General features: G+C 75.5%; 21 protein-coding genes. 13 read left to right on the top strand and 8 right to left on the bottom strand.

Annotated elements, in window-relative coordinates; all coding sequences use genetic code 11:
- Window positions 1-20: 20 nt before the first annotated feature.
- The gene (locus tag BM064_RS03540; protein ID WP_092857952.1) at window positions 21-1,157 is read right to left on the bottom strand and encodes a phytoene/squalene synthase family protein; all 1,137 of its coding nucleotides are present in this window, start codon (window positions 1,155-1,157) and stop codon (window positions 21-23) included.
- Window positions 1,145-2,716: a phytoene desaturase family protein gene (crtI, locus tag BM064_RS03535; RefSeq protein ID WP_092857950.1), complete on the bottom strand. Its 1,572-nt coding sequence runs from the start codon at window positions 2,714-2,716 to the stop codon at window positions 1,145-1,147. The genes BM064_RS03540 and crtI overlap by 13 nt, the downstream gene beginning before the upstream one ends.
- 85 nt (window positions 2,717-2,801) lie before the next feature.
- Between crtI and crtA the strand changes: the two genes are divergently transcribed.
- Genes crtA through bchO form a run of 4 tightly spaced genes read left to right on the top strand, consistent with a single transcriptional unit; the run spans window position 2,802 to window position 7,274 of the window.
- On the top strand, window positions 2,802-3,602 hold the full coding sequence (gene crtA / locus BM064_RS03530; protein WP_425426142.1) for a spheroidene monooxygenase: 801 nt from the start codon (window positions 2,802-2,804) through the stop codon (window positions 3,600-3,602).
- Window positions 3,599-4,603: a magnesium chelatase ATPase subunit I gene (gene bchI / locus BM064_RS03525; RefSeq protein WP_092857948.1), complete on the top strand. Its 1,005-nt coding sequence runs from the start codon at window positions 3,599-3,601 to the stop codon at window positions 4,601-4,603. The genes crtA and bchI overlap by 4 nt, the downstream gene beginning before the upstream one ends.
- Entirely contained in the window at window positions 4,600-6,390 is a 1,791-nt protein-coding gene (locus BM064_RS03520; protein ID WP_245779043.1) for a magnesium chelatase subunit D, read from the top strand. Before bchI ends, BM064_RS03520 begins: the two co-directional genes overlap by 4 nt.
- Entirely contained in the window at window positions 6,390-7,274 is an 885-nt protein-coding gene (gene bchO / locus BM064_RS03515; protein ID WP_092857946.1) for an alpha/beta fold hydrolase BchO, read from the top strand. Before BM064_RS03520 ends, bchO begins: the two co-directional genes overlap by 1 nt.
- Here the strand turns inward: bchO and BM064_RS03510 are convergent.
- From BM064_RS03510 to BM064_RS03485, 6 genes are all read right to left on the bottom strand, one after another.
- The gene (locus tag BM064_RS03510) at window positions 7,258-7,782 is read right to left on the bottom strand and encodes an isopentenyl-diphosphate Delta-isomerase (RefSeq protein WP_092857944.1); all 525 of its coding nucleotides are present in this window, start codon (window positions 7,780-7,782) and stop codon (window positions 7,258-7,260) included. The two genes, bchO and BM064_RS03510, sit on opposite strands and share 17 nt — an antisense overlap.
- Window positions 7,779-8,987 carry a geranylgeranyl diphosphate reductase gene (locus tag BM064_RS03505; protein ID WP_092857942.1) on the bottom strand — a complete coding sequence of 403 codons (1,209 nt, stop codon included), beginning with the start codon at window positions 8,985-8,987 and terminating at the stop codon, window positions 7,779-7,781. The genes BM064_RS03510 and BM064_RS03505 overlap by 4 nt, the downstream gene beginning before the upstream one ends.
- 2 nt (window positions 8,988-8,989) lie before the next feature.
- Window positions 8,990-10,306, bottom strand: a complete 1,317-nt coding sequence (locus BM064_RS03500) for a BCD family MFS transporter (RefSeq protein WP_092857940.1) — start codon at window positions 10,304-10,306, stop codon at window positions 8,990-8,992.
- A 41-nt stretch (window positions 10,307-10,347) separates the two neighbouring features.
- Window positions 10,348-11,250 (bottom strand): chlorophyll synthase ChlG, encoded by a 903-nt coding sequence (gene chlG / locus BM064_RS03495; RefSeq protein ID WP_092857938.1) that lies wholly within the window; start codon window positions 11,248-11,250, stop codon window positions 10,348-10,350.
- A 174-nt stretch (window positions 11,251-11,424) separates the two neighbouring features.
- Window positions 11,425-12,837: a transcriptional regulator PpsR gene (gene ppsR, locus BM064_RS03490; RefSeq protein ID WP_177236131.1), complete on the bottom strand. Its 1,413-nt coding sequence runs from the start codon at window positions 12,835-12,837 to the stop codon at window positions 11,425-11,427.
- A 49-nt stretch (window positions 12,838-12,886) separates the two neighbouring features.
- The gene (locus BM064_RS03485; protein ID WP_092857934.1) at window positions 12,887-13,801 is read right to left on the bottom strand and encodes a cobalamin B12-binding domain-containing protein; all 915 of its coding nucleotides are present in this window, start codon (window positions 13,799-13,801) and stop codon (window positions 12,887-12,889) included.
- A gap of 316 nt (window positions 13,802-14,117) precedes the next feature.
- On the opposite strand from BM064_RS03485, the gene bchF reads away from it, so the two are divergent.
- The 9 genes from bchF to puhB are packed head-to-tail and all read left to right on the top strand — an operon-like array spanning window position 14,118 to window position 25,587.
- On the top strand, window positions 14,118-14,633 hold the full coding sequence (gene bchF / locus BM064_RS03480; protein WP_245779042.1) for a 2-vinyl bacteriochlorophyllide hydratase: 516 nt from the start codon (window positions 14,118-14,120) through the stop codon (window positions 14,631-14,633).
- Window positions 14,630-15,925 carry a ferredoxin:protochlorophyllide reductase (ATP-dependent) subunit N gene (locus tag BM064_RS03475; protein ID WP_092857930.1) on the top strand — a complete coding sequence of 432 codons (1,296 nt, stop codon included), beginning with the start codon at window positions 14,630-14,632 and terminating at the stop codon, window positions 15,923-15,925. The genes bchF and BM064_RS03475 overlap by 4 nt, the downstream gene beginning before the upstream one ends.
- Complete coding sequence (bchB, locus tag BM064_RS03470) at window positions 15,922-17,481, top strand: ferredoxin:protochlorophyllide reductase (ATP-dependent) subunit B (protein ID WP_092857928.1); 1,560 nt, start codon at window positions 15,922-15,924, stop codon at window positions 17,479-17,481. The genes BM064_RS03475 and bchB overlap by 4 nt, the downstream gene beginning before the upstream one ends.
- The gene (locus BM064_RS03465; RefSeq protein WP_092857926.1) at window positions 17,471-21,070 is read left to right on the top strand and encodes a magnesium chelatase subunit H; all 3,600 of its coding nucleotides are present in this window, start codon (window positions 17,471-17,473) and stop codon (window positions 21,068-21,070) included. Before bchB ends, BM064_RS03465 begins: the two co-directional genes overlap by 11 nt.
- Before the next feature lie 10 nt (window positions 21,071-21,080).
- On the top strand, window positions 21,081-21,974 hold the full coding sequence (gene bchL / locus BM064_RS03460) for a ferredoxin:protochlorophyllide reductase (ATP-dependent) iron-sulfur ATP-binding protein (RefSeq protein WP_092857924.1): 894 nt from the start codon (window positions 21,081-21,083) through the stop codon (window positions 21,972-21,974).
- Window positions 21,974-22,666: a magnesium protoporphyrin IX methyltransferase gene (gene bchM, locus BM064_RS03455; RefSeq protein ID WP_092857922.1), complete on the top strand. Its 693-nt coding sequence runs from the start codon at window positions 21,974-21,976 to the stop codon at window positions 22,664-22,666. The genes bchL and bchM overlap by 1 nt, the downstream gene beginning before the upstream one ends.
- Window positions 22,663-24,129, top strand: coding sequence for an MFS transporter (locus BM064_RS03450; protein WP_092857920.1), 1,467 nt, complete (start codon window positions 22,663-22,665; stop codon window positions 24,127-24,129). The genes bchM and BM064_RS03450 overlap by 4 nt, the downstream gene beginning before the upstream one ends.
- Before the next feature lie 46 nt (window positions 24,130-24,175).
- Entirely contained in the window at window positions 24,176-24,937 is a 762-nt protein-coding gene (puhA, locus tag BM064_RS03445; protein ID WP_092857919.1) for a photosynthetic reaction center subunit H, read from the top strand.
- 14 nt (window positions 24,938-24,951) lie between these two features.
- Window positions 24,952-25,587 (top strand): photosynthetic complex putative assembly protein PuhB, encoded by a 636-nt coding sequence (gene puhB / locus BM064_RS03440; RefSeq protein ID WP_092857917.1) that lies wholly within the window; start codon window positions 24,952-24,954, stop codon window positions 25,585-25,587.
- Window positions 25,588-25,591: the final 4 nt, after the last annotated feature.

Genomic DNA, 25,591 nt, shown 5'->3' with positions numbered 1-25,591 from the left:
GCGCGGGCGCGAACGGTCAGTCATTGGCGCGCGCGGGCGCGCGACGTGGCGCCCGCGCGGGACCAGGGCGCCGCGGCGGTGGCGAGGGAGCCGCGCAGGGCGCGGTCGCGGGCCTCGAGCTCCGAGAGGATCGACAGCAGGCGCCCCGCCCGGTCGCGCCGCGGCGGCGCCGGGCGCGCGGCGGCCTCGACCAGGAAGGCGGTCTCGGCCAGGGGCGGCGCCCGCAGGCCGGCGGCGTCGGGCGCGACGAGATCCCCCGCCGCGCACGCCGCCGCGCGCAGGGCGAGCGCCGCCTTGCGCGCCGAGGAGGTGCGGGCGCGGTCGAAGAACCCCTCCGCCCCACCCGCGGTCACGCGCCCGCCGATCTCGGCGTAGATCAGCCGCGCGGCCCAGATCCCCGGGCGGCAGGCCGCCGGCAGGGCGGCCACCCCGGGCTCGGCGCGGCGGTAAAGCCGCTCCGCCTCGCGCAGCAGGGCCGCGCGCACGGCGAGGACGCCGGGGAGGGGCGCGGGGGCGGCGAGGAAGGCGTCGGGATCCACGCCCTCGGCCCGCAGCAGGTCCAGCGGCAGGTAGAGCCGCCCGGCGGCGGCGTCCTCGGCCACGTCGCGGGCGATGTTGGTGAGCTGCATGGCCACGCCCAGGTCGCAGGCCCGCGCCAGGGCGTCCGCGTCGCGCACCCCCATCAGAACCGTGGTCATCGCCCCGACCGAGCCCGCGACCCGCGCGCCGTAGGCCCGAAGCTCCGACATCGTCGCGCAGCGCCGGCCCTCGGCGTCCCAGGCCAGCCCCTCGATCAGCGCCTCGGGCAGCGCGCGGGGCAGGTCGAAGGCGCGCGCCGCCTCGGCGAAGCAGCGCCCCGAGGGGGTCTCGGCCGGCTCGCCCGCATAGACCCGCGCCAGCCCCCGGCGCAGCTGCGCGACCGAGGCGGCCCGGTCCGCCGCCCCCCCGGCCGCGAGGTCGACGGCGTCGTCCGCCTGCCGGCAGAAGGCGTAGAGCGCCAGCGCCGGGTCGCGCACCCGGGCGGGCAGCAGCTTCGAGGCGGCGTGGAAGGAATGCGAGCCGGTGCGGATCGCGGCGCGGCAGGCGGCCATGTCGCCCGGGTCGGGCGCGAAGCGGGACCCCGGCGCGGGATCGCCGGCCCCGGTCAGCCGCGCCATGCCGAAGCCTCCGGGATGCAGCTGTCGAGCGCCTCCGCCCCCGCCAGCACGCCGGGGATGCCGGCGCCGGGATGGGTCCCGGCGCCCACGAGGTAGAGGCCCCGGGCCTCCTCCGACACGCAGTGCGGGCGGAACCAGGCGCTCTGCAGCAGCCGCGGCTCCAGCGAGAAGCCCGAGCCGTGGGGCGCGTTGTAGCGGTCGCGGAAGTCGAGCGGGGTCATCACGTGGCTGGCGGTCAGCCGCTCGGCGAGGCCGGGCAGCGCCACCGCCTCCAGCCGCGCCTGCACGGCCTGGCGGTACTCCTCGGCGAACTCGGTCCAGTCGGCGCCGGGCTGGAAGGTCAGGTTGGGGACCGGCGACAGGGCGTAGAACGTGTCGCCGCCCTCGGGCGCGCAGCCGGGGTCGGTGACCGAGGGGCGGTGCAGGTAGAGGCTCATCTCCCGCGCGATGGTCCCCTGGATGAAGATGTCGCGCACCAGATGCTCGTAGCGGCGGGCGCTGAGGATCGTGTGGTGGCCGATCCCGGGCCACAGCTCGCGGCTGTCGCTTGTCCCGAAGTGCCACAGGAACAGGCCCATCGACCAGCGGGCGCGGCGCAGGCGACGCTCGCTCCAGCGCGCCCTGGCGCGGCGGCGGAGCAGCTTGTCGTAGGTGTGGCCCGGGTCGGCGTTGGAGACGACGAGATCGGCCGGAAAGCCTTCGCCCGAGGTCGCGATCACGCCGGTCGCGCGCCCGTCCTTCAGGGTGATGCGGTCCGCCTCGACCCCGTGGCGGAAGCGGACGCCGCGCCGCTCGGCCAGCCCGGCCATCGCGCGGGCCAGCGCGCCGGCGCCGCCCATGGCGTAGTGCACGCCCTCCGCCCGCTCGAGATGGGTGACGAGCGCGTACATCGAGGTGGCGTTGAACGGGTCGCCGCCGATGAACAGCGGATGGAAGCTGAGCGCCATGCGCAGCCGCGGATCGCGCACGCGGCGGGCGGCGAGCGCGTGGACCGAGCGGTCGGCGCGCAGCGCGGCGAAGCGCGGCAGCGCCGCGATCAGCTCGCCCAGCCGGTTCATCGGCCGGCGGCCGAGCTTGTCGAACCCGGTCTCGCAGCGCTCGCGGCTGTCCTCGAGGTATCGCTTCCAGCCCTGCACGTCGTCGGGGAACAGGCGCTCGATCTCCTCGCGCGCGTCGCGCTCGCCGGCGTGGGCGCGATAGACCAGGCCGTCGGCGAAGCGGATGCTGTAGAACGGATCGAGCGCCACCAGCTCGCAGGACTCCTCCAGCCGCTCGCCCGCCAGCGCCCACAGCTCGTGCAGCAGGCTGGGGGCGGTGACGATGGTGGGGCCGAGGTCGAAGCGGTGGCCGTCGACCTCCAGCGAGGTCGCCCGCCCCCCCGGCGCGTCGAGCTTGTCGAGCACCTCGACCCGGTAGCCCTTCGCCGCCAGCCGGATCGCCGCCGCGAGGCCGCCGAACCCCGCCCCGACGATCACCGCCCGGGGGCCCGCGCCGTCCGGCGCGCCCGGGGCTGGCGCATCGGCGATGGGGGTCTCGAAACTGTCAGCAGTTGGCGACATGCCTCGACGCTAGCAGTGTCTATTTTGATTTACAATCACTCTGTCAGACCGGAGAATGCCCGATATACAAGAGATCCCGGAAGCGATCCGGGAAGCGACTGTAAACGCAAAGAGACAGATCCCGACCGGAGAAGGGAACGGACCGATCGCCGTCGTCAGCCTCAGCCTGTATCGATTCGCCTCGCCCGCGGCGCGGGCCTGGGCCGTGGCGCAGATGGGCCTGGCCCGGCCGGCGCTGGCCCGCGCGCCGGGGATCGGCTTTCGCAAGCTGCTCGGCTCGGGCGTCGGCGAGGGCTTCACCCCGCGGCCCAACTGGGCGGTCTGGGCGATCCTGGCCGAGTGGCCGGACGCCGAGCGCGCCCGCGCCGCCGCCGCCGGGGACCGGCCGCTCTGCGCCTGGCGGGCGCGGGCGGAGGAAAGCCTCGACCTGTTCCTCGCCCCCCTCTCGCGCCGCGGCCGCTGGTCGGGCGCGGCGCCGTTCGAGCCGGCGCCGCCCGCGGCCGCCGAGGCGCCCCCCGGCCCCATCGCCGCCCTGACCCGCGCCACCCTGCGACCCGCGGCCCTGCTGCGCTTCTGGGGGCGGGAGCCGGCGATCAGCGCGGCGATCGGCGCCAATCCCGACGTGCTGCTCAAGATCGGCCTGGGCGAGACCCCCTGGCTGCAGCAGGTCACCTTCTCGATCTGGCCGGACGCCGCCGCCATGGACCGCTTCGCCCGCGGCGGCGGCCCCCATGCCGGGGCCATCGCCGCCGCCCGCCGCAACGGCTGGTTCGCCGAGGAGCTCTACGCCCGGTTCGCGGTGATCGGCCGCGCCGGCGCCTGGCAGGGGCGCGATCCCCTGCCCGGCCTGCCCTCCGTCGCCGCCCGCCAGGGAGAGACCGCATGACCCAGCCCTTCCCCTTCTCCGCCATCGTCGGACAGGCGGCGATGAAACGCGCGCTGGTGCTGGCCGCGGTCGACCCCTCGATCGGGGGCGTGCTGGCCCTGGGCGACCGGGGCGCGGGCAAGTCGACGGCGGTGCGCGCGCTCGCGGCCCTGCTGCCCCCGATCCGCGCGCCCGAGGGCTGCGCCTACAACTGCGAGGGCGAGGGCGGCTGCCCCGCCTGCGGAGAGGCCCCGCGGAAGACCCGGGCCCGCCCGACCCCGGTGATCGACCTGCCGCTGGGCGCGACCGAGGACCGGGTGACCGGCGCGCTCGACATCGAGCGGGCGCTCAGCCACGGCGAGAAGGTCTTCGAGCCCGGGCTGCTCGCCCGCGCCCACCGCGGCTTTCTCTACATCGACGAGGTGAACCTGCTGGAGGATCACCTGGTGGACCTGCTGCTCGACGTCGCCGCCTCGGGCGAGAACGTGGTCGAGCGCGACGGGCTCTCGGTCCGCCACGCCGCGCGCTTCGTGCTGGTGGGCTCGGGCAATCCCGAGGAGGGGGAGCTGCGCCCCCAGCTCCTCGACCGCTTCGGGCTGGCGGTGGAGGTGACCTCGCCCCGCGAGCTCTCCGAGCGGGTGCAGGTGATCCGCCGCCGGGACGCGTTCGAGCGCGACCGCGCCGGCTTCGTCGCCGCCTGGCGCGGGGCCGACGGCAAGCTGCGCCGCCGGATCCTGGCGGCGCGGGAGCGGCTGGGGGAGGTCGAGACCTCCGACGCGGTGCTCGAGGACGTGGCGCGCCTGTGCCTGACGCTGGGCGCCGACGGGCTGCGCGGGGAGCTGGCGCTGATGCGCGCCGCCCGGGCGCTGGCGGCCTTCGGGGGCGAGGCGCGCGTGACCCGCGCCCACCTGCGCGAGATGGCGTCCGAGACGCTGGGCCACCGCCTGCGCCGCGATCCGCTGGACGAGACCGGCGCCGCCGCCCGCGTGCGCCGCGGGATCGAGGAGACGGTGCCCGCATGACCGGGATGCCGCCCCGCGACGCGCCCCGCGCCGATCCCCCCCGCCCCGCCGCCCGGGGCTGGGAGGACGCGCTGGCCGCCGCCGCCCTGCTCGCGCTCGACCCCGCGGGGCTCGGCGGCGCGGTGCTGCGCGCGGGCGCGGGCCCGGCGCGGGACCGCTGGCTGGAGGAGCTGCGCCGCCTGACCCCCGACCGCCGCTGGCTGCGCCTGCCCCCGCAGGCGGAGGCGGAGCGGCTGACCGGCGGCCTCGACCTGACCGCCACGCTGCGCGCCGGCGCCCCGCGCCGGCGGGCGGGCCTGCTGGAGGGCGACGCGCCCCTGACGCTGGTGCTGCCGATGGCCGAGCGGCTGCCGCCCTCGCTCGTCGCCCCCCTCGCCGCCGCGCTCGACGCCGGACGGCCGCTGCTGGTGGTCGCGCTGGACGAGGGGGAGCGCGATGCGCAGGGCGACGCCGCGCCGCCGGCGCTGCGCGAGCGGCTGGCGCTGCATCTCTCCCTCGACGGCCTGGCGCTGGCCGAGACGCGGGCCCGCGGTCCGGACCCGGCCGCCCTGGCGCTCGCCCGCCGTCGCCTGGGCGGGACCGCGGAGGCCGAGGACCTGGTCGAGGCGCTGGCCGGCGCCGCCGCGGCGCTGGGGGAGCCCTCCCTGCGCGCGCCCCTCTTCGCGCTGCGCGCCGCCCGCGCCGCCGCCGCGCTGGAAGGGGCGGCGGAGGTGGGGCCCGAGGCGGTGGCCCTCGCCGCCCGCCTGACCCTCGCCCCCCGCGCCCGCCGCCTGCCCGCCCCCGAGGAGGCGCCGCCCCCCGAGGCCGCGCCCGACCCCTCGCCCGACGACGCCCCGCCCCCGGCCGATCCCCCGACGCGATCCGAGCGGTCGGAACGCCCCGACCCCTCCCCCGCCTCCACGCCCCAGGACGCGGTGGTGGAGGCGGTGCGCGCCGCGCTGCCGGCCGGGGCGCTCGAGCGGCTGGCCGCCGCCGCCGCGCGCGTCCGCCGGGCCGAGGGCGACGGCGCGGGGCGGGAGCGGCAGGGCGCCGCCCGCGGCCGCCGCGCCGGCCTGCGCCCCGCCCGCCTGCGCTCGGGCGTGCGGCTGGACCTGGCGGCCTCGCTGCGCGCCGCCGCCCCCTGGCAGGGCCTGCGGCGGCAGGAAGCCGGGCCCGGCGCGCCCGCGGTGATCGTGCGCCCCTCCGACCTGCGCGAGACGGTGCGCACGGGCCGCAGCGAGCGGCTGGTGATCTTCCTCGTCGACGCCTCCGGCTCGGCGGCCATGGCGCGGCTGGCCGAGGCCAAGGGCGCGGTCGAGCACCTGCTGGCCCGCGCCTACGCCGCGCGCGACGTGGTGGCGCTGGCGGCCTTCCGGGGGACCGGGGCGCAGCTCCTGCTGCCCCCGACCCGCGCCCTCGCCCGCGCCCGGCGGGCGCTGACCGCGCTGCCCGGCGGCGGGGGCACGCCGCTCGCCGCGGGGCTCGTCGCGGCGCGCGAGCTCGCGGCCGGGGCGCGCCGGCGCGGGGCCACGCCCTGCCTCGCGCTGCTGACCGACGCGCGCGCCAACGTGGCGCTGGACGGGACCGCCGACCGCGCCCGGGCGGCCGAGGACGTGGCCCGCACCGCCGCCCTGATCCGGGCCGAGGGGCTGCCCGCCCTGGTCGTCGACACCGCCCTGCGCCCGGGCCGGCAGGCGGTGGAGCTCGCGGCCCTGCTCGGCGCCGCGCATCTCGCCCTGCCCCGCGCCGAGGCCGGCGCGCTCGGCGCCGCGGTCGCCGCGCGCCTGCCCGCCCGGGCCCGCCCCTGATGCGCTGGGAGCGCGAGGGCGCCGACTGGCCCCATCGCGAGGCGAGCCGCTTCGTGCGCACGCCCGGCCACCGCTGGCACGTCCAGCGGCTCGGCGAGGGGCCGGGCCTGCTGCTGCTGCACGGGACCGGCGCCTCGACCCACAGCTGGCGGGACCTCGCGCCGCTGCTGGCGCGCGACCACGCGGTGCTGAGCCTCGACCTGCCGGGCCACGGCTTCACCGAGTCGAGCTCGCCCGCCCGCTGCGCCCTGCCGGCGATGGCGCAGGACCTCGAGACCCTGCTGGCGACGCTGGATTTCGAGCCGGAGGCGGTGATCGGCCATTCCGCCGGGGCGGCGGCGGCGCTGCGCATGGCGCTCGACCGGCCGCGGCCGGTGGTGGGGCTGAACGCGGCGCTGCGCGCCTTCCACGGGCCCCTCTCCGGCGTCGCCATGGCCGCGGCGCGCGCCGTGTCGCTGACCCCGCTGGTCCCCGTCGCCTTCTCGCGCCTGGCCGCCGCGCCGGGGCTCGCGCGGGCGCTGCTGGGCGCCACCGGCAGCCGGCTGGATGCGCGGGGCGAGGCGCTCTACCGCCGGCTCCTCTCCGACGCCGGCCACGCCGCCGGGGCGCTGGCGATGATGGCGCGCTGGGACCTCGACCCGCTGATCGCCCGCCTGGGCGAGATCCGGTCCCCCGTGGCCCTGCTGGCGGGCGGGCGCGACGGCATGGTCCCGCCCGAAGTGAGCCGCGAGGCCGCCGCCCGCATGGGCGCGGCCTACGAGCTGATCCCCGACCTCGGCCATCTGATGCACGAGGAGGCGCCCGAGCGCCTGGACGCGGCGATCCGCCGGCATCTCGCGGCCTTCCGGGCGCAGACCCCCGCGGCGGTCACGCCGCCGGGATGAGCCGGTCGGCCGCGTCGCGCAGGTAGATCCGCAGCCAGGGCGTGAAGCGGGCGGGCGCGGCCGCGATCTCGGCCCGCAGGGCGTCGCGGTCGATCCACCGGGTCTCCCACACCTCGCGCGGATCGGGGGCGAGGACCAGGGTCCCGGGGTCCGCCTCGGCGGCGAAAAGGTCCACCACCTCGTGCTCGGTCAGGCCGCCGTCGAGCTCGGCGCGGTATTCGATCCGGCCCCGGGGGACGAGGGCGAGGCCGTCGATCCCCAGCTCCTCGACCAGGCGACGACGCGCGCAGGCCTCGGCCGGCTCGCCCCAGGCGGGGTGGGTGCAGCAGGCGTTCGCCCAGAGACCGGGGGTGTGATACTTGCCCGCCGCGCGCCGCTGCAGCAGCGTGCGCCCGCCGGCGTTGACGAAGACCGAGACGGCCGGGTGCCGCAGCCCCAGCCGGTGCACCTCCAGCTTGTCCACCGGCGTCAGGCGCCCGTCGCGCCAGGCGGGGATCGGCGCGCTCATGACGCCGCCGGGATCAGGCGGGCGAGGTGGGCGATGTTCTTGGCCATGATGCGCAGATGCGCCGCCGGCCGGGCGCGCACGAGCCGCTTGTTCATGTAGGCCTCGAAGGTCAGGCGCTGCACGTCGACGTCGCGGCACAGGGACACGAACCGCTCCCGCCGCTCGTCGGAACGATACCACGTGTCCTGCATCATGCGCAGCACCCGGAAGACGGTGCGATGCTCGCGCATGAAGAGCTTGCGGGCCAGCCGCAGGTCCCGCGCGCGGCCCGAGGCGAGCGTCGCCTCCGCCGCCTGCGCGGCGCAGCGCCCGCCGATCATGGCGTAGTAGATGCCCTCGCCCGAGGACGGCGCGACCACGCCCGCCGCGTCGCCCGCCAGCACCACGTCGCGCCCGTTGTCCCAGCGCGGCAGGGGTTTCAGAGGGATCGGCGCGCCCTCCCGCCGGATCGTCTCGCAGCCGGCGAGGCCCGCCCCGGCCCTCAGCGCGGCGGTGGCGGCCTTCAGGTCCACGCCGCGCACGCCGGTGCCCATGCCCACGCTCGCCTGGCCGCCATGGGGGAACACCCAGCCGTAGAAGTCGGGAGAGATCCGGCCGTCGTAGATCACGTCGCAGCGGCCGGGATCGTAGGCCCCTGTCGCGGCGGGGGCGGCGATGACCTCGTGATAGGCGATCACGTAGGGGATGGCGTCGCCGCCCGGCACCTCCTGGCGGGCGACGTCCGAGCGCGCGCCGTCGGCGCCGACCACGAGGCGGGCGGAGGTCGCGCGCTCGCCCTGCGCGTCGCGCCACAGGATCCTGAGGCCGGCCTCGTCCCGCTCCAGCTTGCGGAAGGCGCCGCGCAGGCGCACGGCGCCGGCGGCCTCGGCCCGGGCGCGCAGGAACGCGTCGAAGGGGCCGCGGTCGACCATGCCCACGAAGCCGTTCTCGATGGGGATGTCGACCCGCGCGCCAGAGGGCGAGATCATCCGGGCGGTGCAGACCCGCGCCACCACCTGCTCGTCGGGGATGGCGAAGTCGCGCAGCAGGCGCGGGGGCACGGCGCCGCCGCAGGGCTTGATGCGCCCGCCGCGGTCGAGGAAGGCCACCCGGCGGCCGGCGCGGGCCAGGTCCTCGGCCGCCGTGGCGCCGGCGGGGCCGCCGCCGATCACCACCACGTCGAACGCGGGCCGGTCGAAGGGGGCGTCGGTCAGGTCGCGGGGCATGGTCACTCTCCGGGAACGAGGACGGGGGCGGCGGGGATGGGGGCGGCGGGCACGGGGCGCGAGGGCGCGGCGACGACGGCCGCCAGCGCAAGGCGCGCGGCCACCAGGAACAGGGCGGCCTCGAGCAGGAACACCAGCCCATAGGCCGCCGGCGCCGCGAGGCCGAGCCGCGCGAGGTCGACCAGCGCCGCGCCCGCGAAGCCGCCGAGCCCCGCGGCCACGGCCTGCGCCGCGCCCCAGACGCCCATGCGCGCCCCGTCGCGCCCGGCGCGGCCCTGGCCGACGAGCTGCATCATCGAGCCGATGGCCGAGACCGCGAAGACCCCGTTGGCGAAGCCCAGCGCGACCACCGCGGGGGCCAGCGGCGCCCCCGGCCCCTGCGCCCCCAGCGCCGCCACCGCGACGAGCGCGAGGGCGGAGGCGAGGCAGCCCCCCACCGTCCACAGCCGCAGCGAGCCCAGCCGGAAGCCGCTGACCGCGATCCCCACCGTGACCATGCCCGCGAAGACGCCCCCGTTCTGCATCCCCGACAGGGCGGTGGAGGCGCCGGGGGAGAAGCCGAAGACATGGCCGGCATAGGGCTCGAGGATCAGCTCCTGCATGAAGTAGGCGACCATCGAGACGAAGACGAAGACCGTAAAGCGGCGGGCCGGCGGCTCGGCCCAGATCTGGCGCAGCACGATCGGCAGCGACGGGCGCGGCCCGGCCGGGGCGGCGGGCGGGGCGAGGCGCCGCTCGAGCCCGCGCACGGCGAGGGCGGCGAGCAGGAAGGCCGCCAGCACGGCCACGGCCACCACCGCCACCAGCCGGGCATGGGAATAGGGCTCCAGCGCCGCGCCCACGGCGCCGGCGGTCAGGGCGATGCCGGCGATCATCATCAGCCAGGTGAGGGTGGCGGCGGCGGCCCGCCGCCCGGGCGCGACGGCGGAGGCGAGCAGCGCCAGCATCGAGGTGCCCGCAGCGCCTGCGCCGGCGCCGATCAGGGCGAAGGCCGCCACCGCCAGCGCCACGCCGGGCGCCGTCGCCTGGGCCATCAGCGCCACCGAAATCGCGGCCAGCGCCCCGCCCGCGGCCAGGGCCGCCATGCCGCGCAGGATCCAGGGCGTGCGCCGCCCGCCCGCGTCCGAGCGTCGGCCCCATTCGGGCCGGGAGAGCTGGACGGCGTAGTGCAGCCCCACCAGCAGCCCCGGCAGGGCGGCGGGCAAGGCGAGCTCGACCGCCATCACCCGGTTCAGGGTCGAGGTGGTCAGCACGATGACCGAGCCGATGGCCATCTGCACGAGGCCAAGCCGAATGATGCCGAACCAGCCGAGGGTCATCGCGCCTCTCCGTTCCATCGCGGTCTCCGGGGCGGGCGGCCTCAGCCGAGCCCCAGCCCCAGCCCCAGGGCCGCGGCCATCATGCCCAGCACGTAGGGCCCGACGCCGGCGCCGTTGAACCAGGGCGCCCGGCCGCGGGGGTCGCCCAGCATCCGGCGCATGGCGAAGGCCTGCGCGACCAGCGCCAGCGCCACCGCGGCGGCGGACCAGTTCAGACCCCAGGCCAGCAGCAGCGCCACGACGACGACCTGCGGCGCGGCCATCACCGCGCACAGGACCCGCGCCGCCCGCTCCGGCCCCAGCGCCACCGGGAGGGAGCGGATGCCGAGCGCCCTATCCCCCTCGATCGCCTTGAAATCGTTGATCGTCATGATGCCATGGGCGCCGATCGCATAGAGCGCGGCGATCGCCACGACCCGCCCGTCCGGCGCGGCCGCGGCCATCACCGCCGCCCCCGTGAACCAGGGCAGCCCCTCGTAGCAGAGCCCCACCAGCCCCGGCCCCCAGATCCCGGAGCGCTTCAGGCGGACCGGCTCGAGCGAATAGGCCCAGGCGCCCAGCACCGCCAGCGCCACGCCCCCGAAGCCCCAGGGGCCCAGCAGCCAGCCCAGCGCCAGCGCCGCGAGGCTCATCGCCGCCGCGACGCCCAGCGCCCAGGCGGGCGGGACCCGGCCCGAGGGGATCGGGCGCCCCGGCTCGTTGATCGCGTCGACATGGCGGTCGCACCAGTCGTTCGCCGCCTGGCTCATCCCGCAGACCACCGGCCCCGCCAGCGCCGCGCCCAGCAGCAGCTCCGGCCAGCGTTCCCCCAGCGCGACGCCGGAGGAGACCACGCCGCACAGATAGGCCCACATCGGCGGGAACCAGGTGACGGGCTTGAGCAGCTCCAGCACCGCGGAGGGTCGGGGGAGGCGGCGGGACTGTAAGGTTTGGGTTGCAGACATACTGTCAACTATACATGACAGTCGCCGGTCTCAAAGCGGATTCTCGCCCGGCGCCCCGGCCCCGCCCCGCGCGCAGGCCATCGCCCGCGGGCCCCTCGCCCCGGCAGGATCGTCGCGACCCCCGCCTGGCGGTCAGGCCCCGGCGGTCAGGCCCCGCCAGGCAGACCCCGGCAGTCAGGCGTCGTCGCTGCGTCCGATGAGATTGTACTTGCGCAGCTTCACGTAGAGGCTCTGGCGCGAGAGGCCGAGCATCTCCGCCGCCGCGGCGCGGTTGTTGTTGGTCAGCTGCACCGCGGTCTCGATGCACATCCGCTCGACCACGTCGGCGGTGGCGGCCACCAGCTCCTTCAGCGGCGCGGAGCCGACGAGGTCGATGACGTTCTGCATCGCCTCCCCGTCGACCGAGGGCCCCGGCTCCCGCGCGCCGACATGGCGCGAGAGATCGCGGATCACGAAGGCGAAGGTCAGCGGCTCGCGCCCCGAGAGATGCGTGGTCGAGATGTCGACCGAGACGACGGCGCCGAAGCGGGTGCGCACCCTTGTGCCGAAGCCCGAGAGGCGCCCGGTGCGCATCGCCTGCTCGGTCATCACCGAGAGGTCCACGGCCGGCCGCTCGAGGAAATCGGCGAGCGACATGCCGCGCAGCTCGCGCGCCACGGCCACGTCGACGAGGTTGAGGAAGGACTCGTTGGCCGTCTCGATCCGGCCCTCGGCGTCGGTCAGCACGATGGCGTCGCCGCCCTTGTGGAACAGGTCGGCGAGCGCCGTCCCGAACTCGGTCGAGGTTCCGCCGGGCGCCTCCTCGGGGAACAGGCGGCAGAGCAGCAGCGCCTCGCCGCCGGCGCGGAACAGCTGCGCGTCCACGGTCAGCGCGCGGAAGCCGCGGCGGGTGCGCACGGCGACGCTCTGCGGCTCTCCGGTCTCGACCGCGCGGTTGGCGGCGACGGCGAAGGCGTCGCGGCTGCGGTCCTCGAACTCGCTGGACAGGGCGGAGCCGTCGAGGCCCCCGCCGGCGACGCCCAGCAGCCGCTCGGCGGCGGGATTGAGGTCGCGCACCCGGCCGTTGTCGGCCTCGATCAGCGCCAGCGCCTCGCGCGAGGTCTCCAGCAGCACGCGGTAGCGGGTCTCGTATTCGCGGAAGCGTTCGTAGTCCTGCTCGAGCGCGAGCTGCGCGCGCACCAGCTTGCGCTGCAGCTCGGCCATCGGGCGCAGGTCGCGGCCCACCAGCAGGAAGCGGCCGTCGATCTTGAAGGCGATGTAGCGGATCGGCAGTTCGAGCGTGCCGTCGAGGTGGTTGAGCTCCCGCGCGCGGCGGGGTCCGCCGGCGGCGGCCTCGGCCATCAGCTTGTCGAGCTTGGGGCGGCTGTCATCGGTCAGCAGGGATGTGAGGGGCTGGCCGCGCCAGTGGGCGATCTCGATGCGCTCGGTGGCGCGGACGTCGGTTCCAAGCGAGGCGCCGAGCACCCGGGTCTGGTCATCCAGAACGAGCACGAGGTCGCCGGACGCGGCCAGCGCCATCGCGATCAATTCGGATGGGAATTCCGCAAGCGTGCGGAGGTCGCGCGAGGGCGATCCTGTGTGGCTCACGAATTCTTCTTCCATCCGAAAGGGCGGTTTCTCGCCTTTCGGCAAGACTCTACCGATATGACATCTTAGCGCCCGCCTTTTCAAGTCGGCGGAGCGCTGACTTTATGTCGGATGCAAGACCGTCGGCGCCAACGACGTCGGCGGCTTGCGGCTCGATGTCGACGATGGGTCCTCCAAGCACGATGGGAACGGACGGCGCGAGCACGCCGCGCAGACGGTCGATGGCGGGCCGGAGCGGATCGAGCAGCCGGCGAGAGCCGCAGGAGATCCCGACCAGGGCGTAGGCGCGCCGCGCGGCGGCGGCGACCATCTCGTCGTCCGGGGCGCCGATCATCAGCTCGACCACGTAGCCGTCCTTGCGGAAGCGGCTGGCGGCGATGAAGGCCCCCAGGGTGTGCTCCTCCTCGCTGGGCACCCACAGCAGCACGCAGTCCGGGCGTTCCGCAGCGGTGGGCGAGGGGGCCTCGGTCGCGGGCTCGTTCGAGCGGGCGGTCTCCTCCAGCCGGGCGACGCCGAGCGCGACGTCGGTGAAGCCGATCTCGTCCTCGACCCACAGCTCGCCCAGGCGGCGGGCGGCGGCGGGGATCAGCTTGTTGAACACCTCCTCGCCGCTCATGCCGAAGGCGCGGAAGCGGGACAGCACGCGATGGCGCTGGCGGTCGTCGTCCTGGATCAGGGCGGCGCATAACTCGGCGATCGTGGGCGCGTCGGGCGCGAAGCCGCCGCGCACCCGGGCGCTGCGCCCCGCCGGCGCGCGGGGCGCATAGCGGCGGGCGAGCTCGGCGATCGCCGTCGCCGCGAGCGCGCGGGCCGCGCGCGCCGCATTGATCGACTTCAGCTCCTCCGCAAGCTCGCTCTCGAACCGGGCGACCGACTTCTTGAGGCGCTCCTCGGACTGCATGTCGTCGGGGCCCTGGGCAGGGTCGTCGGACCGGGATGCGGTCCTCGTCAGCTTGCGGCCCATGGGACCCTCCCTGGCGCTCTCCCGGTGAGCGGCGATTCGCCGCGCGTCTTGTTGCGCTGGGAGTGGCGCGTCCCGGAAATCCTCCGCGAGTCGACCCCCGGATGTCAATCAGTATTGACGCCTTTGTGACGACCCTGCGGCGCCCGCTCGTCCGGAACGCGGCGAAAGCGCCCGTTTTCTCAATGAATATCGCGTGAAAGCGGGATCGAGACCGTTTCAAACGTCAATCTAGCAGGGCATGTGTAAATTAAAATTGACACATGGAGCAGCGCGCCTCTACGCTCCCTCGACCAGCATCGCCCGCAAGGAGATCCCGGTGGTCGATCCGATCCGAAAGTCCCGCGACGCCACCCCTTCCCGGGCGCTCTACACGCCCGAGCAACGCGCCCGGCGCGACGCAAGCGTCTGGACCCGGGTCCAGGGCGTGCTGGCGATCCTGCAGTTCGCGGTGTTCCTCGTCTCGCTGGCCCTCGTGGCGCGCTGGGCGCTGACCGGCGCGGGCTACGAGGCGGCCACCGTCTCGATCGTGGTCAAGGCCGCCGCGCTCGCCGCGATCATGGTCACCGGCTCGATCTGGGAGAAGGCGGTGTTCGACCGCTGGCTGCTGGCCCCGGCCTTCTTCTGGGAGGACATGGTCAGCTTCGTCGTGATCGCCCTGCACGCGGCCTATGTCGCCGCCCTGCTGGGCGGATGGCTCGCGCCGCGGGAGCTGATCGCCCTGGCGCTCGCGGCCTACGCCGCCTACGCGCTGAACGCCGCCCAGTTCGTGCTGAAGCTGCGCGCCGCCCGCCTGCAAGGCGCCTCCCCCTCCGACGCGGGGGTCGCGGCATGAACCGCCCCCTCACGCCCCCCGCCGCGCCGGGCTGCGCCGACGCCCCGATCCTGCGCGAGCGCGGCCAGCGGGAGGTGTTCTGCGGCCTGACCTCGATCATCTGGCTGCACCGGCGGATGCAGGACGCGTTCTTCCTGGTGGTGGGCAGCCGCACCTGCGCCCACCTCCTCCAGTCCGCCGCCGGCGTGATGATCTTCGCCGAGCCCCGCTTCGGCACCGCGATCATGGAGGAGAAGGACCTCGCCGGTCTCGCCGACGCGAACGAGGAGCTCGACCGCGAGGTCGCCCGCCTGCTCGCCCGCCGCCCCGACATCCGCCGCCTGTTCCTGGTCGGCTCCTGCCCCTCGGAGGTCATCAAGCTGGACCTGAGCCGGGCGGCCGAGCGCCTCAGCGCCGCCCATGCGCCGCATGTCGAGGTGCTGAACTTCTCCGGCTCCGGCATCGAGACCACCTTCACCGAGGGCGAGGACGCCTGCCTCGCCGCCATGGTCCCGGCCCTGCCGGAGACGAGCGAGACGCAGCTCCTGATCGCCGGCGCCCTGCCCGACGTGGTCGAGGACCAGGCCCTGCGCCTGTTCGAAGCGATGGGCGCGGGCCCGGTGCGCAGCCTGCCCGCCCGCCGCGTCGACCAGGCGCCGGGCGTGGGCCCGAACACGCTGGTGCTGCTCGCCCAGCCCTTCCTGGGCGCGACCGCCGCGGCGCTGGAGGCGCGCGGCGCCACCGTCCTGCGCGCCCCCTTCCCCTTCGGCGAGGAGGGCGCCACCGCCTGGCTCGCCGCCGCCGCCGAGGCGCTCGACGTGCCGGCCGACCGCTTCGCCGCCGCCACCGACGCGCCCCGCGCCCGGGCCCGCGCCGCCGTGGCCCGCGCCGCCGAGACCCTGCGCGGCCGCTCCCTGTTCCTGTTCCCCGACAGCCAGCTCGAGATCCCGCTGGCCCGGTTCCTCGCCCGCGAATGCGGCATGGTCCCGCTCGAGGTCGCGGCCCCCTACATCCACGGCCCGATCATGGCGCCCGAACTCGCCCTGCTGCCGGCCGGCCCGGTGATCGCCGAGGGGCAGGACGTCGACCTCCAGCTCGACCGCGCCCGCGCCGCGCGGCCCGACCTGACCGTCTGCGGCCTCGGCCTCGCCAATCCGCTGGAGGCGGAGGGGCTGGCGACCAAATGGGCGATCGAGCTCGTGTTCTCGCCCATCCACCTCTACGAGCAGGCCGGCGACCTGGCCGAGCTCTTCGCCCGCCCGCTCCGCCGCCGCGCGATCCTGGGCGCCCGGGCGCCGGAGGCGGCGTCATGAAGCTCGCCCTCTGGACCTACGAAGGCCCGCCGCATGTCGGCGCGATGCGGGTCGCGACGGGGATGGAGGGGCTGCACTACGTCCTCCACGCGCCCCAGGGCGACACCTACGCCGACCTGCTGTTCACGATGATCGAGCGGCGCGGCGCCCGGCCGCCGGTGACCTACACCACCTTCCAGGCGCAGGACCTGGGCGCCGACACCTCGACCCTGTTCCGCGACGCCTGCCTCGCCGCCTACGAGCGCTTCCGCCCCGAGGCGATGATCGTCGGCGCCTCCTGCACCGCCGAGCTGATCCAGGACGACCCCGGCGGGCTGGCCGAGGCGCTGGGCCTGCCGATCCCGGTGATCGCCGTCGACCTCCCCTCCTACCAGCGCAAGGAGACCTGGGGCGCGTCGGAGACCTTCTACCAGCTGGTCCGCCGCCTCGCCGTCCCCTGCCCGCGGACCGAGCGGCCGAGCTGCAACCTGCTGGGCGCGACCGCGCTGGGCTTCCGCCACCGCGACGACGTGGTCGAGATCTCGCGCCTGCTGGACGGCATGGGCATCGCCGTCAACGTGGTCGCGCCGCTGGGGGCCCGGCCCTCCGACCTCGCGCGGCTGGGGGCGGCCTGGTTCAACGTCCCCCTCTACCCCGAGATCGCCGAGACCGCCTGCCGGTGGCTCGCGCGCGAGCTCGACCAGCCGATGACCGCCACCGTCCCCTACGGCGCCGGCGCCACCCGCGACTTCCTGGCCGAGGCGGCGGGGCTCGCCGGCCTGCCGGCGGCGTGGTCCGAGGCGGGGCTGCGCCAGCCCTGGTGGGCGGCCTCCGTCGACAGCACCTACCTGACCGGCAAGCGGGTCTTCGTCTTCGGCGAGGGCGTGCGCGCCGTCTCCGCCGCCCGGGTGGCGGTCGAGGAGATGGGCTTCGACCTCGTGGGCCTCGGCTGCTGGAACCGCGAGGCCGCCCGCGGCCTGCGCGCCTGCGCCCGCCTGCACGGGATCGAGCCCACGATCACCGACGACTACCTCGAGCTGGAGGCCGCCATCGAGGCGGCCGGGCCGGAACTGATCCTCGGCGGCCAGATGGAGCGTCACGTCGCCAAGCGCCTGGGGATCCCCTGCGCGGTGATCTCGGCGCCCTTCCATGTGCAGGACCATCCGGCGCGGTACTCGCCCCAGATGGGGTTCGAGGGGGCCAACGTCCTCTTCGACGCCTGGATCCATCCGCTGGTCATGGGGCTGGAGGAGCACCTCCTGACCATGTTCCGCGACGATTTCGAGTTCCACGACGCCGCCGGGCCCTCCCACCTGGCGACGCATGGCGGTCCGCAGGCCCCTGCGGACCGTGGCGCGGATCCCACCTCCGCGCCCGCCGGGCCGGCCTCGGCCGGCCCGGCAGCAGCCGTCGGCGGCCCCGGCTGGACCGAGGACGCCGAGCGCGAGCTGCGCAAGGTCCCCTTCTTCGTGCGCGCCCGGGCGCGGCGCAACACCGAGGCCTACGCGGCCGAGCGCGGGCTGGCCGCGATCGGCGTCGACACGCTCTACGAGGCGAAGGCCCATCATGCCCGCTGACGCCCCGCCGATCCGGATCGCGCTGGTGACCATGGACCGGCATGTGGCCGGTCCCGCCGCCCGCGCCTCGGCCCGGCTGCGCCGCTCCGCCCCCGGCCTGCGGCTGAGCGTGCACGCCGCCGCCGAATGGGCCGAGCGGCCCGAGACGCTCGCCGCCGCCCGCGACGCCATCGCCGAGGCCGACATCGTCATCGCCAACATGCTGTTCCTCGACGAGCACGTGCAGGCGATCCTGCCGGCGCTGGAGGCGCGGCGCGACGCCTGCGACGCGATGATCTGCCTGCTGTCGGCGGGCGAGGTCGTGCGGCTGACCCGGATGGGCAAGCTCGACATGTCGAAGCCCGCGAGCGGGCTCGCGGCGATGCTCAAGCGCCTGCGCGGCGCCTCGGCCGGCCGCAACCAGAGCGGCGCGCGCCAGATGGAGATGCTGCGCCGCCTGCCCCGCCTGCTGCGCTGGATCCCCGGCAAGGCGCAGGACCTGCGGGCCTATTTCCTGTCCATGCAGTACTGGCTGGCGGGCTCGGACGAGAACGTGGCCGCGATGATCGGCTTCGTCGCCGCCCGCTACGCCCGCGGCCCGCGCGCCGGGGCCGCCGCGGCCCTCCCCGCCCCCGATCCCGTCTGCTATCCCGAGACCGGCCTCTACCACCCCCGCCTCAAGGCCCGGGTGACCGAGGACCTCGCCGACCTGCCGGCGCCGGACGCGCCCAAGGGGACGGTCGGCCTGATCCTGATGCGGGCCTATGTGCTGGCCGGCGACACCGCCCATTACGACGCCGTCATCGCGGCGCTGGAGGCGCGGGGGCTCGCCGTGATCCCGGCCTTCGCCTGCGGCCTCGACGGGCGGCCTGCCATCGACGCCTTCTTCCGCGGACCCGAAGGCCCGCGCATCGACGCGCTGCTGTCGCTGACCGGCTTCTCGCTGGTGGGCGGGCCCGCCTACAACGACGGGGCGGCGGCCGAAGAGGCGCTCGCCGCCCTCGACGTGCCCTACGTCGCCGCGCACGCGGTGGAGTTCCAGACCCTCGACGCCTGGGCGCAGGGGCCGGGGCTGGGGCCGGTGGAGGCGACGATCCTCGTGGCCCTGCCGGAGCTCGACGGCGCCACCGGGCCGATGGTGTTCGGGGGCCGGGGGCTCGACTCCGCCGCCGGCGGCCTCGATCCCATCGGCGAGAACGCGATGCGCGCGGCGCCCGAGCGGGTGAACCGCCTCGCCGACCGGGTGGCGCGCCTCGCCGCGCTGCGCCGCTCCCGCCCGGCCGAGCGCAGGGCGGCGATCGTCATCCATGGCTTCCCCCCCAACGCCGGCGCCGCCGGCACAGCCGCGCATCTCTCGGTCTTCGAGAGCCTGCACAACGTCCTGCACGCGATGCAGGCGGAGGGCTGGCGGGTCGACCCGCCCCCCAGCGTCGAGGCCCTGCGCGAGGCGGTGCTCGCGGGCGGCGAGGTCTACGGCCAGCCCGCCTCGATCCTCGCCCGCGTGACCGCCGACGATCTGGTCGCCCGCGAGCCGCACCTGCGCGAGATCGAGGCGCAGTGGGGCCCCGCCCCCGGCCGCCTGCAGAGCGACGGCGCCGGCGTCTTCGTGCTCGGCGCCCGCTTCGGGGAGGTCGCGGTCTGCCTGCAGCCGACGCTGGGCTACGAGGGCGACCCGATGCGGCTGCTGTTCGAAAAGGGCTTCGCCCCCACCCACGCCTTCGCCGCCTTCTACCGCTGGATCCGCGAGGATTTCCGCGCCGACGTGGCGCTGCACTTCGGGATGCACGGGGCGCTGGAGTTCATGCCCGGCAAGCAGTGCGGCCTCGGCCCCGACTGCTGGCCCGACCGGCTGATCGGGGACCTGCCCAACGTCTATCTCTACGCCTCCAACAACCCCTCCGAGGGGACGCTGGCCAAGCGCCGCTCCGCCGCCACGCTGGTCACCCACCTGACCCCGCCGCTGGGGCGCGCGGGCCTCTACAAGGGCCTCGCCGAGCTGAAGGCGACGCTGGAGCGGTGGCGCGAGGGCGCCGCCGGCGCGTCCGAGCGCACCGAGCTCGCCCGCCTGCTCCAGACCCAGGCCGCCGCCCTCGACCTCTGCGCCGAGTCCCCCGAATGGCGCGACCCCGAGCACGAGGCCTCCGCCCTCTGGCGCGGCCTGCTGGAGCTGGAGCGCGCCCTGATCCCCGACGGCCTGCACGTCGTCGGCCGCCCGCCCTCGCCCGAGGCCCGCGCCGGACTGCTGGAGGCGATGGCCGAGGCCGCCGGAGAGGCCGCCGACCCCCAGACCCTCGCCGAGGTCGCGCGCCTGCTGGGCGAGGATCACGAGACCCCCGCCCTGATGCGCGCGCTCGGCGGCCGCTTCGTGCGGCCGGCGCCGGGCGGCGACCTGCTGCGCAGCCCGCAGGTGCTGCCGACGGGGCGCAACATGCACGCCTTCGACCCGTTCCGCATGCCCACCGCCTTCGCGCTGCGCGAAGGCGCGCGCCAGGCCGACCGGCTGATCGCGCGCCATGTCGCCGACCACGGCGCGGCCCCGCGCTCGGTCGCGCTGGTGCTGTGGGGCTCGGACAACATCAAGTCCGACGGCGGGCCCATCGCCCAGGCGCTGGCGCTGATGGGGGCCGCGCCCCGCATCGACAGCTACGGGCGCAGCTGCGGCGCCCGGCTGATCCCGCTCGAGGAGCTGGGCCGCCCGCGCATCGACGTGCTGATGACCCTCTCGGGCGTGTTCCGCGACCTGCTGCCGATCCAGACCCGGATGCTGGCCGAGGCCGCCTGGCTGGCCGCCTCCGCCGAGGAGCCCGAGGCCCAGAACGCCGTCCGCGCCCATACGCTCGCCTATGCCGCGCGGATCGGCTGCGACCTCGAGACGGCGGCGCTGCGGGTGTTCTCCAACGCCGAGGGCGCCTACGGCGCCAACGTCAACCACCTGATCGGCTCCGGCGGCTGGGCGGACGAGGACGAGCTCGCCGACGCCTACCAGGCCCGCAAGGGCTTCGCCTACGGCCGCGACGGCCGGGCGGCGCCGCGGCCGGAGGTGATGCAGGCGGCGCTGGCGGACGTCGAACTCGCCTACCAGAACCTCGAAAGCGTCGAGCTGGGCGTCACCACCGTCGACCATTACTTCGACACGCTGGGCGGGGTCGGGCGCGCCGTGCGCCGGGCCCGGGGGACGGAAACCCCGGTCTACATCGGCGACTCCACCACCGGGACCGGCAAGGTCCGCTCGCTGAGCGAGCAGGTGGCGCTGGAGACGCGCACCCGCGCCCTCAACCCCCGCTGGTACGAACCCCTGCTCAAGCACGGCCACGAGGGCGTGCGCCAGATCGAGGCGCAGGTGACCAACACGCTGGGCTGGTCCGCCACCACCGGCCAGGTCGCCCCCTGGGTCTACCAGCGCCTGACCGAGACCTTCGTGCTCGACGAAGCCATGCGCCGGCGCCTGTCGGAGCTGAACCCGACCGCCGCCGCCCGCATGTCCAGCCGCCTGCTGGAGGCGCAGGAACGCGCCTACTGGTCCCCCGACCCCGAGACGCTCGACGCCCTGCGCCATGGCGCGGAGGAGCTGGAGGACCGGCTCGAAGGCGTCGGCGTCGCCGCAGAATGAGGAACCCGCGATGAGCCCGCTCGACCGCACGCCCCCGAACCTGCGAGAGGACGGGGAAGGCTCCGTCCAGGTCCACCCCGACGCCGCCCTGAAGATCGAGGGGGCGAAGGTCTTCGCCGTCTACGGCAAGGGGGGGATCGGCAAGTCCACCACGTCCTCGAACCTCTCGGCCGCGTTCTCCAAGCTCGGCCGGCGGGTGCTGCAGATCGGCTGCGATCCCAAGCACGACTCGACCTTCACCCTGACCAAGAGCCTGGTCCCCACGGTGATCGACACCCTCAAGGAGGTCGACTTCCACGCCGAGGAGCTGCGCCCCGAAGACTTCGTCCATGTCGGCTGGAACGGCGTGATGTGCGTCGAGGCCGGCGGGCCCCCCGCCGGCACCGGCTGCGGCGGCTACGTGGTGGGCCAGACGGTGAAGCTCCTGAAGCAGCACCACCTGCTCGAAGAGACCGACGTGGTGATCTTCGACGTGCTCGGCGACGTGGTCTGCGGGGGCTTCGCCGCCCCCCTGATGCACGCCGACCGGGCCATCGTGGTGACCGCGAACGACTTCGACTCGATCTACGCCATGAACCGCATCCTCGCGGCGGTGGAGGCGAAGTCGAAGAACTACCCCGTGCGGCTCGCCGGCTGCATCGCCAACCGCTCGAAGGACACCGACGAGGTCGACCGCTACTGCGCGACCGTCGGCTTCAAGCGGCTGGCGCATTTCCCCGACCTCGACGCCATCCGCCGCTCGCGCCTCAAGAAATGCACCCTCTTCGAGATGGAGGGCGAGGACGTGGCGCTGGTGCAGGCCGAATACATCCGGCTCGCCGAGTCCCTCTGGGCCGGCACCGATCCCCTGGCGCCCAAGCCGCTGGAGGATCGCGAGATCTTCGAACTCCTGGGGTTCGACTGATGGACGCCGCCTGGACCGAGACCCGCGACCGCCTGGCCGCCTATTTCGACCGCACCGCCTTCGAGGCCTGGGCGAAGCTCACCTCCGACGCTCCGGTCAGCCGGATCCGCGCCACGGTCCGCGCAGGCCGGGGCCGGATGCGCGAGGCGCTGCTCGCGGCCCTGCCCGCGGACCTCTCGGGCGCGCGGGTGCTGGATGCGGGCTGCGGGGTCGGCCAGCTCTCGGTCGAGGCGGCGCGGAGGGGCGCTGCGGTTCTGGGCGTCGACATCTCCGACAACCTGCTCTCCATCGCGCGCGGGAATGCGGCCGAGGCGGGGGTCGAGGACGTGACCTTCACGGTCGGCGACATGCGCGACGCCACCCACGGGCGCTTCGACCATGTGGTCGCGATGGACAGCCTGATCCACTACCGCTGCGCCGAGATCGTGGACGCGCTGGCGGCGCTGGCGCCCCGCACGTCCCGCTCCATCGTCTTCACCGTCGCCCCGCGCACGCCGCTGCTGAGCGTCATGCACGCGACTGGAAAAGCCTTCCCGCGCGCCGACCGCGCCCCGGCCATCGTGCCGGTGAGCGCGAGGGCGCTCGCCCGCGCCGTCGCTTCCCGGCCGGAGCTTGCGGGCTGGCGCCTCTCCGTCGGGCCGCGGGTCGCGACCGGCTTCTACATCTCCCAGGCGATGGAGCTGCGCAGATGATCCGCCGCGCGCTCGCCCGGTTCAGGAAGGCCAGGCCGGAGGCGGCGGCGGAGCCGCATCCGCTGACGAAGTTCGGCCTGAACCTGCTGCCCTTCGCCGACGCGGCCTCGGACGGGCTGCCGCTGCGCCGGTTGCTGCGGCTGTCGCTGTTCCAGGTCTCGGTGGGCATGGCGACCGTGATCCTGCTGGGCGCGCTGAACCGGGTGATGATCGTCGAGCTCGGCGTCGCCGCCTCGCTGGTCGCCGCCATGGCGGCGCTGCCGGTGCTGATCGCGCCGTTCCGGGCGCTGCTGGGGTTCCGCTCCGACACCTTCCGCTCGGCGCTGGGGTGGAAGCGGATCCCGTATCTGTGGTTCGGCTCGCTATGGCAGTTCGGCGGGCTCGCGATCATGCCCTTCGCGCTCTTGATCCTCTCGGGCGACCAGACCTGGGGGCCGGACTGGGCCGGGCATGTCGGCGCCGCGGCCGCCTTCGCGATGACCGGGGTCGGGCTGCACATGACCCAGACCGCGGGCCTGGCGCTCGCCGCCGATCAGGCCGACGAGGCGACGCGGCCGCGGGTGGTGGCGCTGCTCTACGTGATGCTGCTGGCGGGGATGGCGGTCTCGGCGCTGGTGCTGGGATGGCTCTTGCGCGACTTCTCGGCCCTCCGCCTGATCCAGGTGGTGCAGGGGGCGGCGGTGGTGACGCTCGCGCTCAACGTCGTGGCGCTGTGGAAGCAGGAGGTCCTGCGCCCGATGGACCGCGCGGCCCGCGAGGCGCCGCGCCCGCGCTTCGCCGACGCCTGGCGCGACTTCGCCGCCGGCGGCCAGGCGGGGCGGCTGCTCGCGGTCACCGCGCTCGGCGCCTGCGCCTTCTCGATGCAGGACATCCTGCTCGAGCCCTATGGCGGCGAGGTCCTGGGCCTCTCCGTCTCGGCCACCACCACGCTGACCGCGCTCTGGGCGCTGGGGGCGCTGGCGGGCTTCGGCCTCGCCTCGCGCTGGCTGGGCGGGCGTCTGGGGGCCTGCGGGGTCGCAGCGCGGGGCGCGGCGATCGGCGTCGTCGCCTTCAGCTGCGTGATCTTCGCCGAGCCCACGGGCCTCGACGCCCTGTTCTTCGTCGGCGCCGGCCTGATCGGCCTGGGCCTCGGCCTGTTCTCGGTCGCCACCCTGACCGAGGCGATGGCGATGGCCGCCGAGGGCGGCGCGGGCCTGGCGCTGGGCGCCTGGGGCGCCGCGCAGGCCACCGCCGCGGGCCTCGGCATCGCGCTGGGCGGCGCGATCCACGACCTGGTCGGCGAGGCCGCCCTGTCCGGCGCGCTCGGCGAGGCGCTGACCACGCCCGCCACCGGCTACGCCGCGGTCTACCACCTCGAGATCGTGCTGCTGTTCGTCACCCTGATCGCCCTGGGTCCGCTCGCCGGACGGCGCCGCGGCGCCCGGCCCCCGACCCGCATGGGCCTCGCGGAGTTCCCGACATGAGCTCCGCCCCTTCCCGTTCCCAACCGCGCCGCCAGGAGACTTCGACATGACCGAGACCATCATCGGAACCGTGGATCTCGCCCTCGTGGCGCTCTACGCCTTCTGGATCTTCTTCGCCGCCCTGATCTGGTACCTGCAGCGCGAGAACATGCGCGAGGGCTACCCGCTGGTCGACGAAAGCGGCGCCCCCGCGGCCAACCAGGGCCCGTTCCCGGTGCCCTCGCCCAAGACCTTCCGCCTGCCCTTCGGCCGCGGCTCGGTCAGCGTCCCCTCCGACAACGGCGACAAGCGCGAGCTGGCGCTGGGGCGGGAGTTCGAGTTCTCGGGCTATCCCTACGAGCCGACGGGCGATCCGCTGGCCGACGGCGTCGGCCCCGCCGCCTGGGCTGCGCGCCGCGACGTGCCGGAGCTCGACGGCCACGGCCACCCCAAGCTCGCCCCGATGCGGATGAGCGAGGGCTACGCCGTCGCCGCCGGGCGCGACCCCCGCGGCCTGCCGGTGATCTCCGGCGACGGGATCGAGGTGGGCCACGTCTCCGACATCTGGGTCGACCGGCCCGAGCAGATGGCCCGCTACCTCGAGATCGAGCTCTCGGGCGGGAACGGCCGCCGCCTGCTGCCGATGCCGCTGGCGCGGGTGCGCAAGGCCGGCGTAAAGGTCCACGCCCTCTACGCCGCGCAGATCCCCGGCGTTCCGCAGACGAAGACGGAGGGGGAGGTCACGCTCCTCGAGGAGGACAAGATCTCGGCCTACTGGTGCGGCGGCAAGCTCTACGCCGACCCCGCCCGTCTCGAACCGCAGATCTGAGGGAGGGGCGCGCCATGACCCATGACGACTACCATGTCGAGCCGGTCCGCGGCCTGCCGGGCGTGCCGCCCGAGGGCGAGCGGATCCTGTGGCAGGGCGCCCCCGACTGGCGGGCGCTGGCGCTGGAGGCGATGGGCCTGCGCTGGGTGATGGCCTATTTCGCGGCGCTGGCGGTCTGGCGGCTCGCGGTCGATCTCGACCGCGACCCGGTCGCGGGCCTGCAGGGGGCGGCGCTGTTCCTGGTGCTGGGGATCGCGGCCTGCGCGATCCTGGCGGGGATCGCCTGGGTGCTGGCGAAGGCCACCGTCTACACGATCACCACCCGGCGGGTGGCGATGCGCATCGGCGCCGCGCTGACCGTGACGCTGAACCTGCCCTATCGCTGGATCGGGGCGGTGGACCTCAAGCGCGGCCCCTTTGGCGCCGGCGACCTGTCGCTGGCGCTGATCGGGTCGGACCGCATCTCCTACTTCGTCTGCTGGCCCCATGTGCGCCCCTGGCACATGCGCCGCACCCAGCCGACGCTCCGCTGCATCCCCCAGCCCGAGACGGTGGCCCGCCTGCTGGCCGAGACCGCCGAGGCGCGGCTGGAAGAACAGGCCTTCGAGGCCGCCGGCGCCCGCGCCCCCGCCGCCCTGGCCGCGGAATAGGAGG

This window comes from Albimonas pacifica, from assembly GCF_900113695.1.
Classification (GTDB): Bacteria; Pseudomonadota; Alphaproteobacteria; order Rhodobacterales; family Rhodobacteraceae; genus Albimonas; species Albimonas pacifica.
Note: the sequence above shows the minus strand (reverse complement) of the source record. Positions and strands in the feature narration are given on the sequence as shown.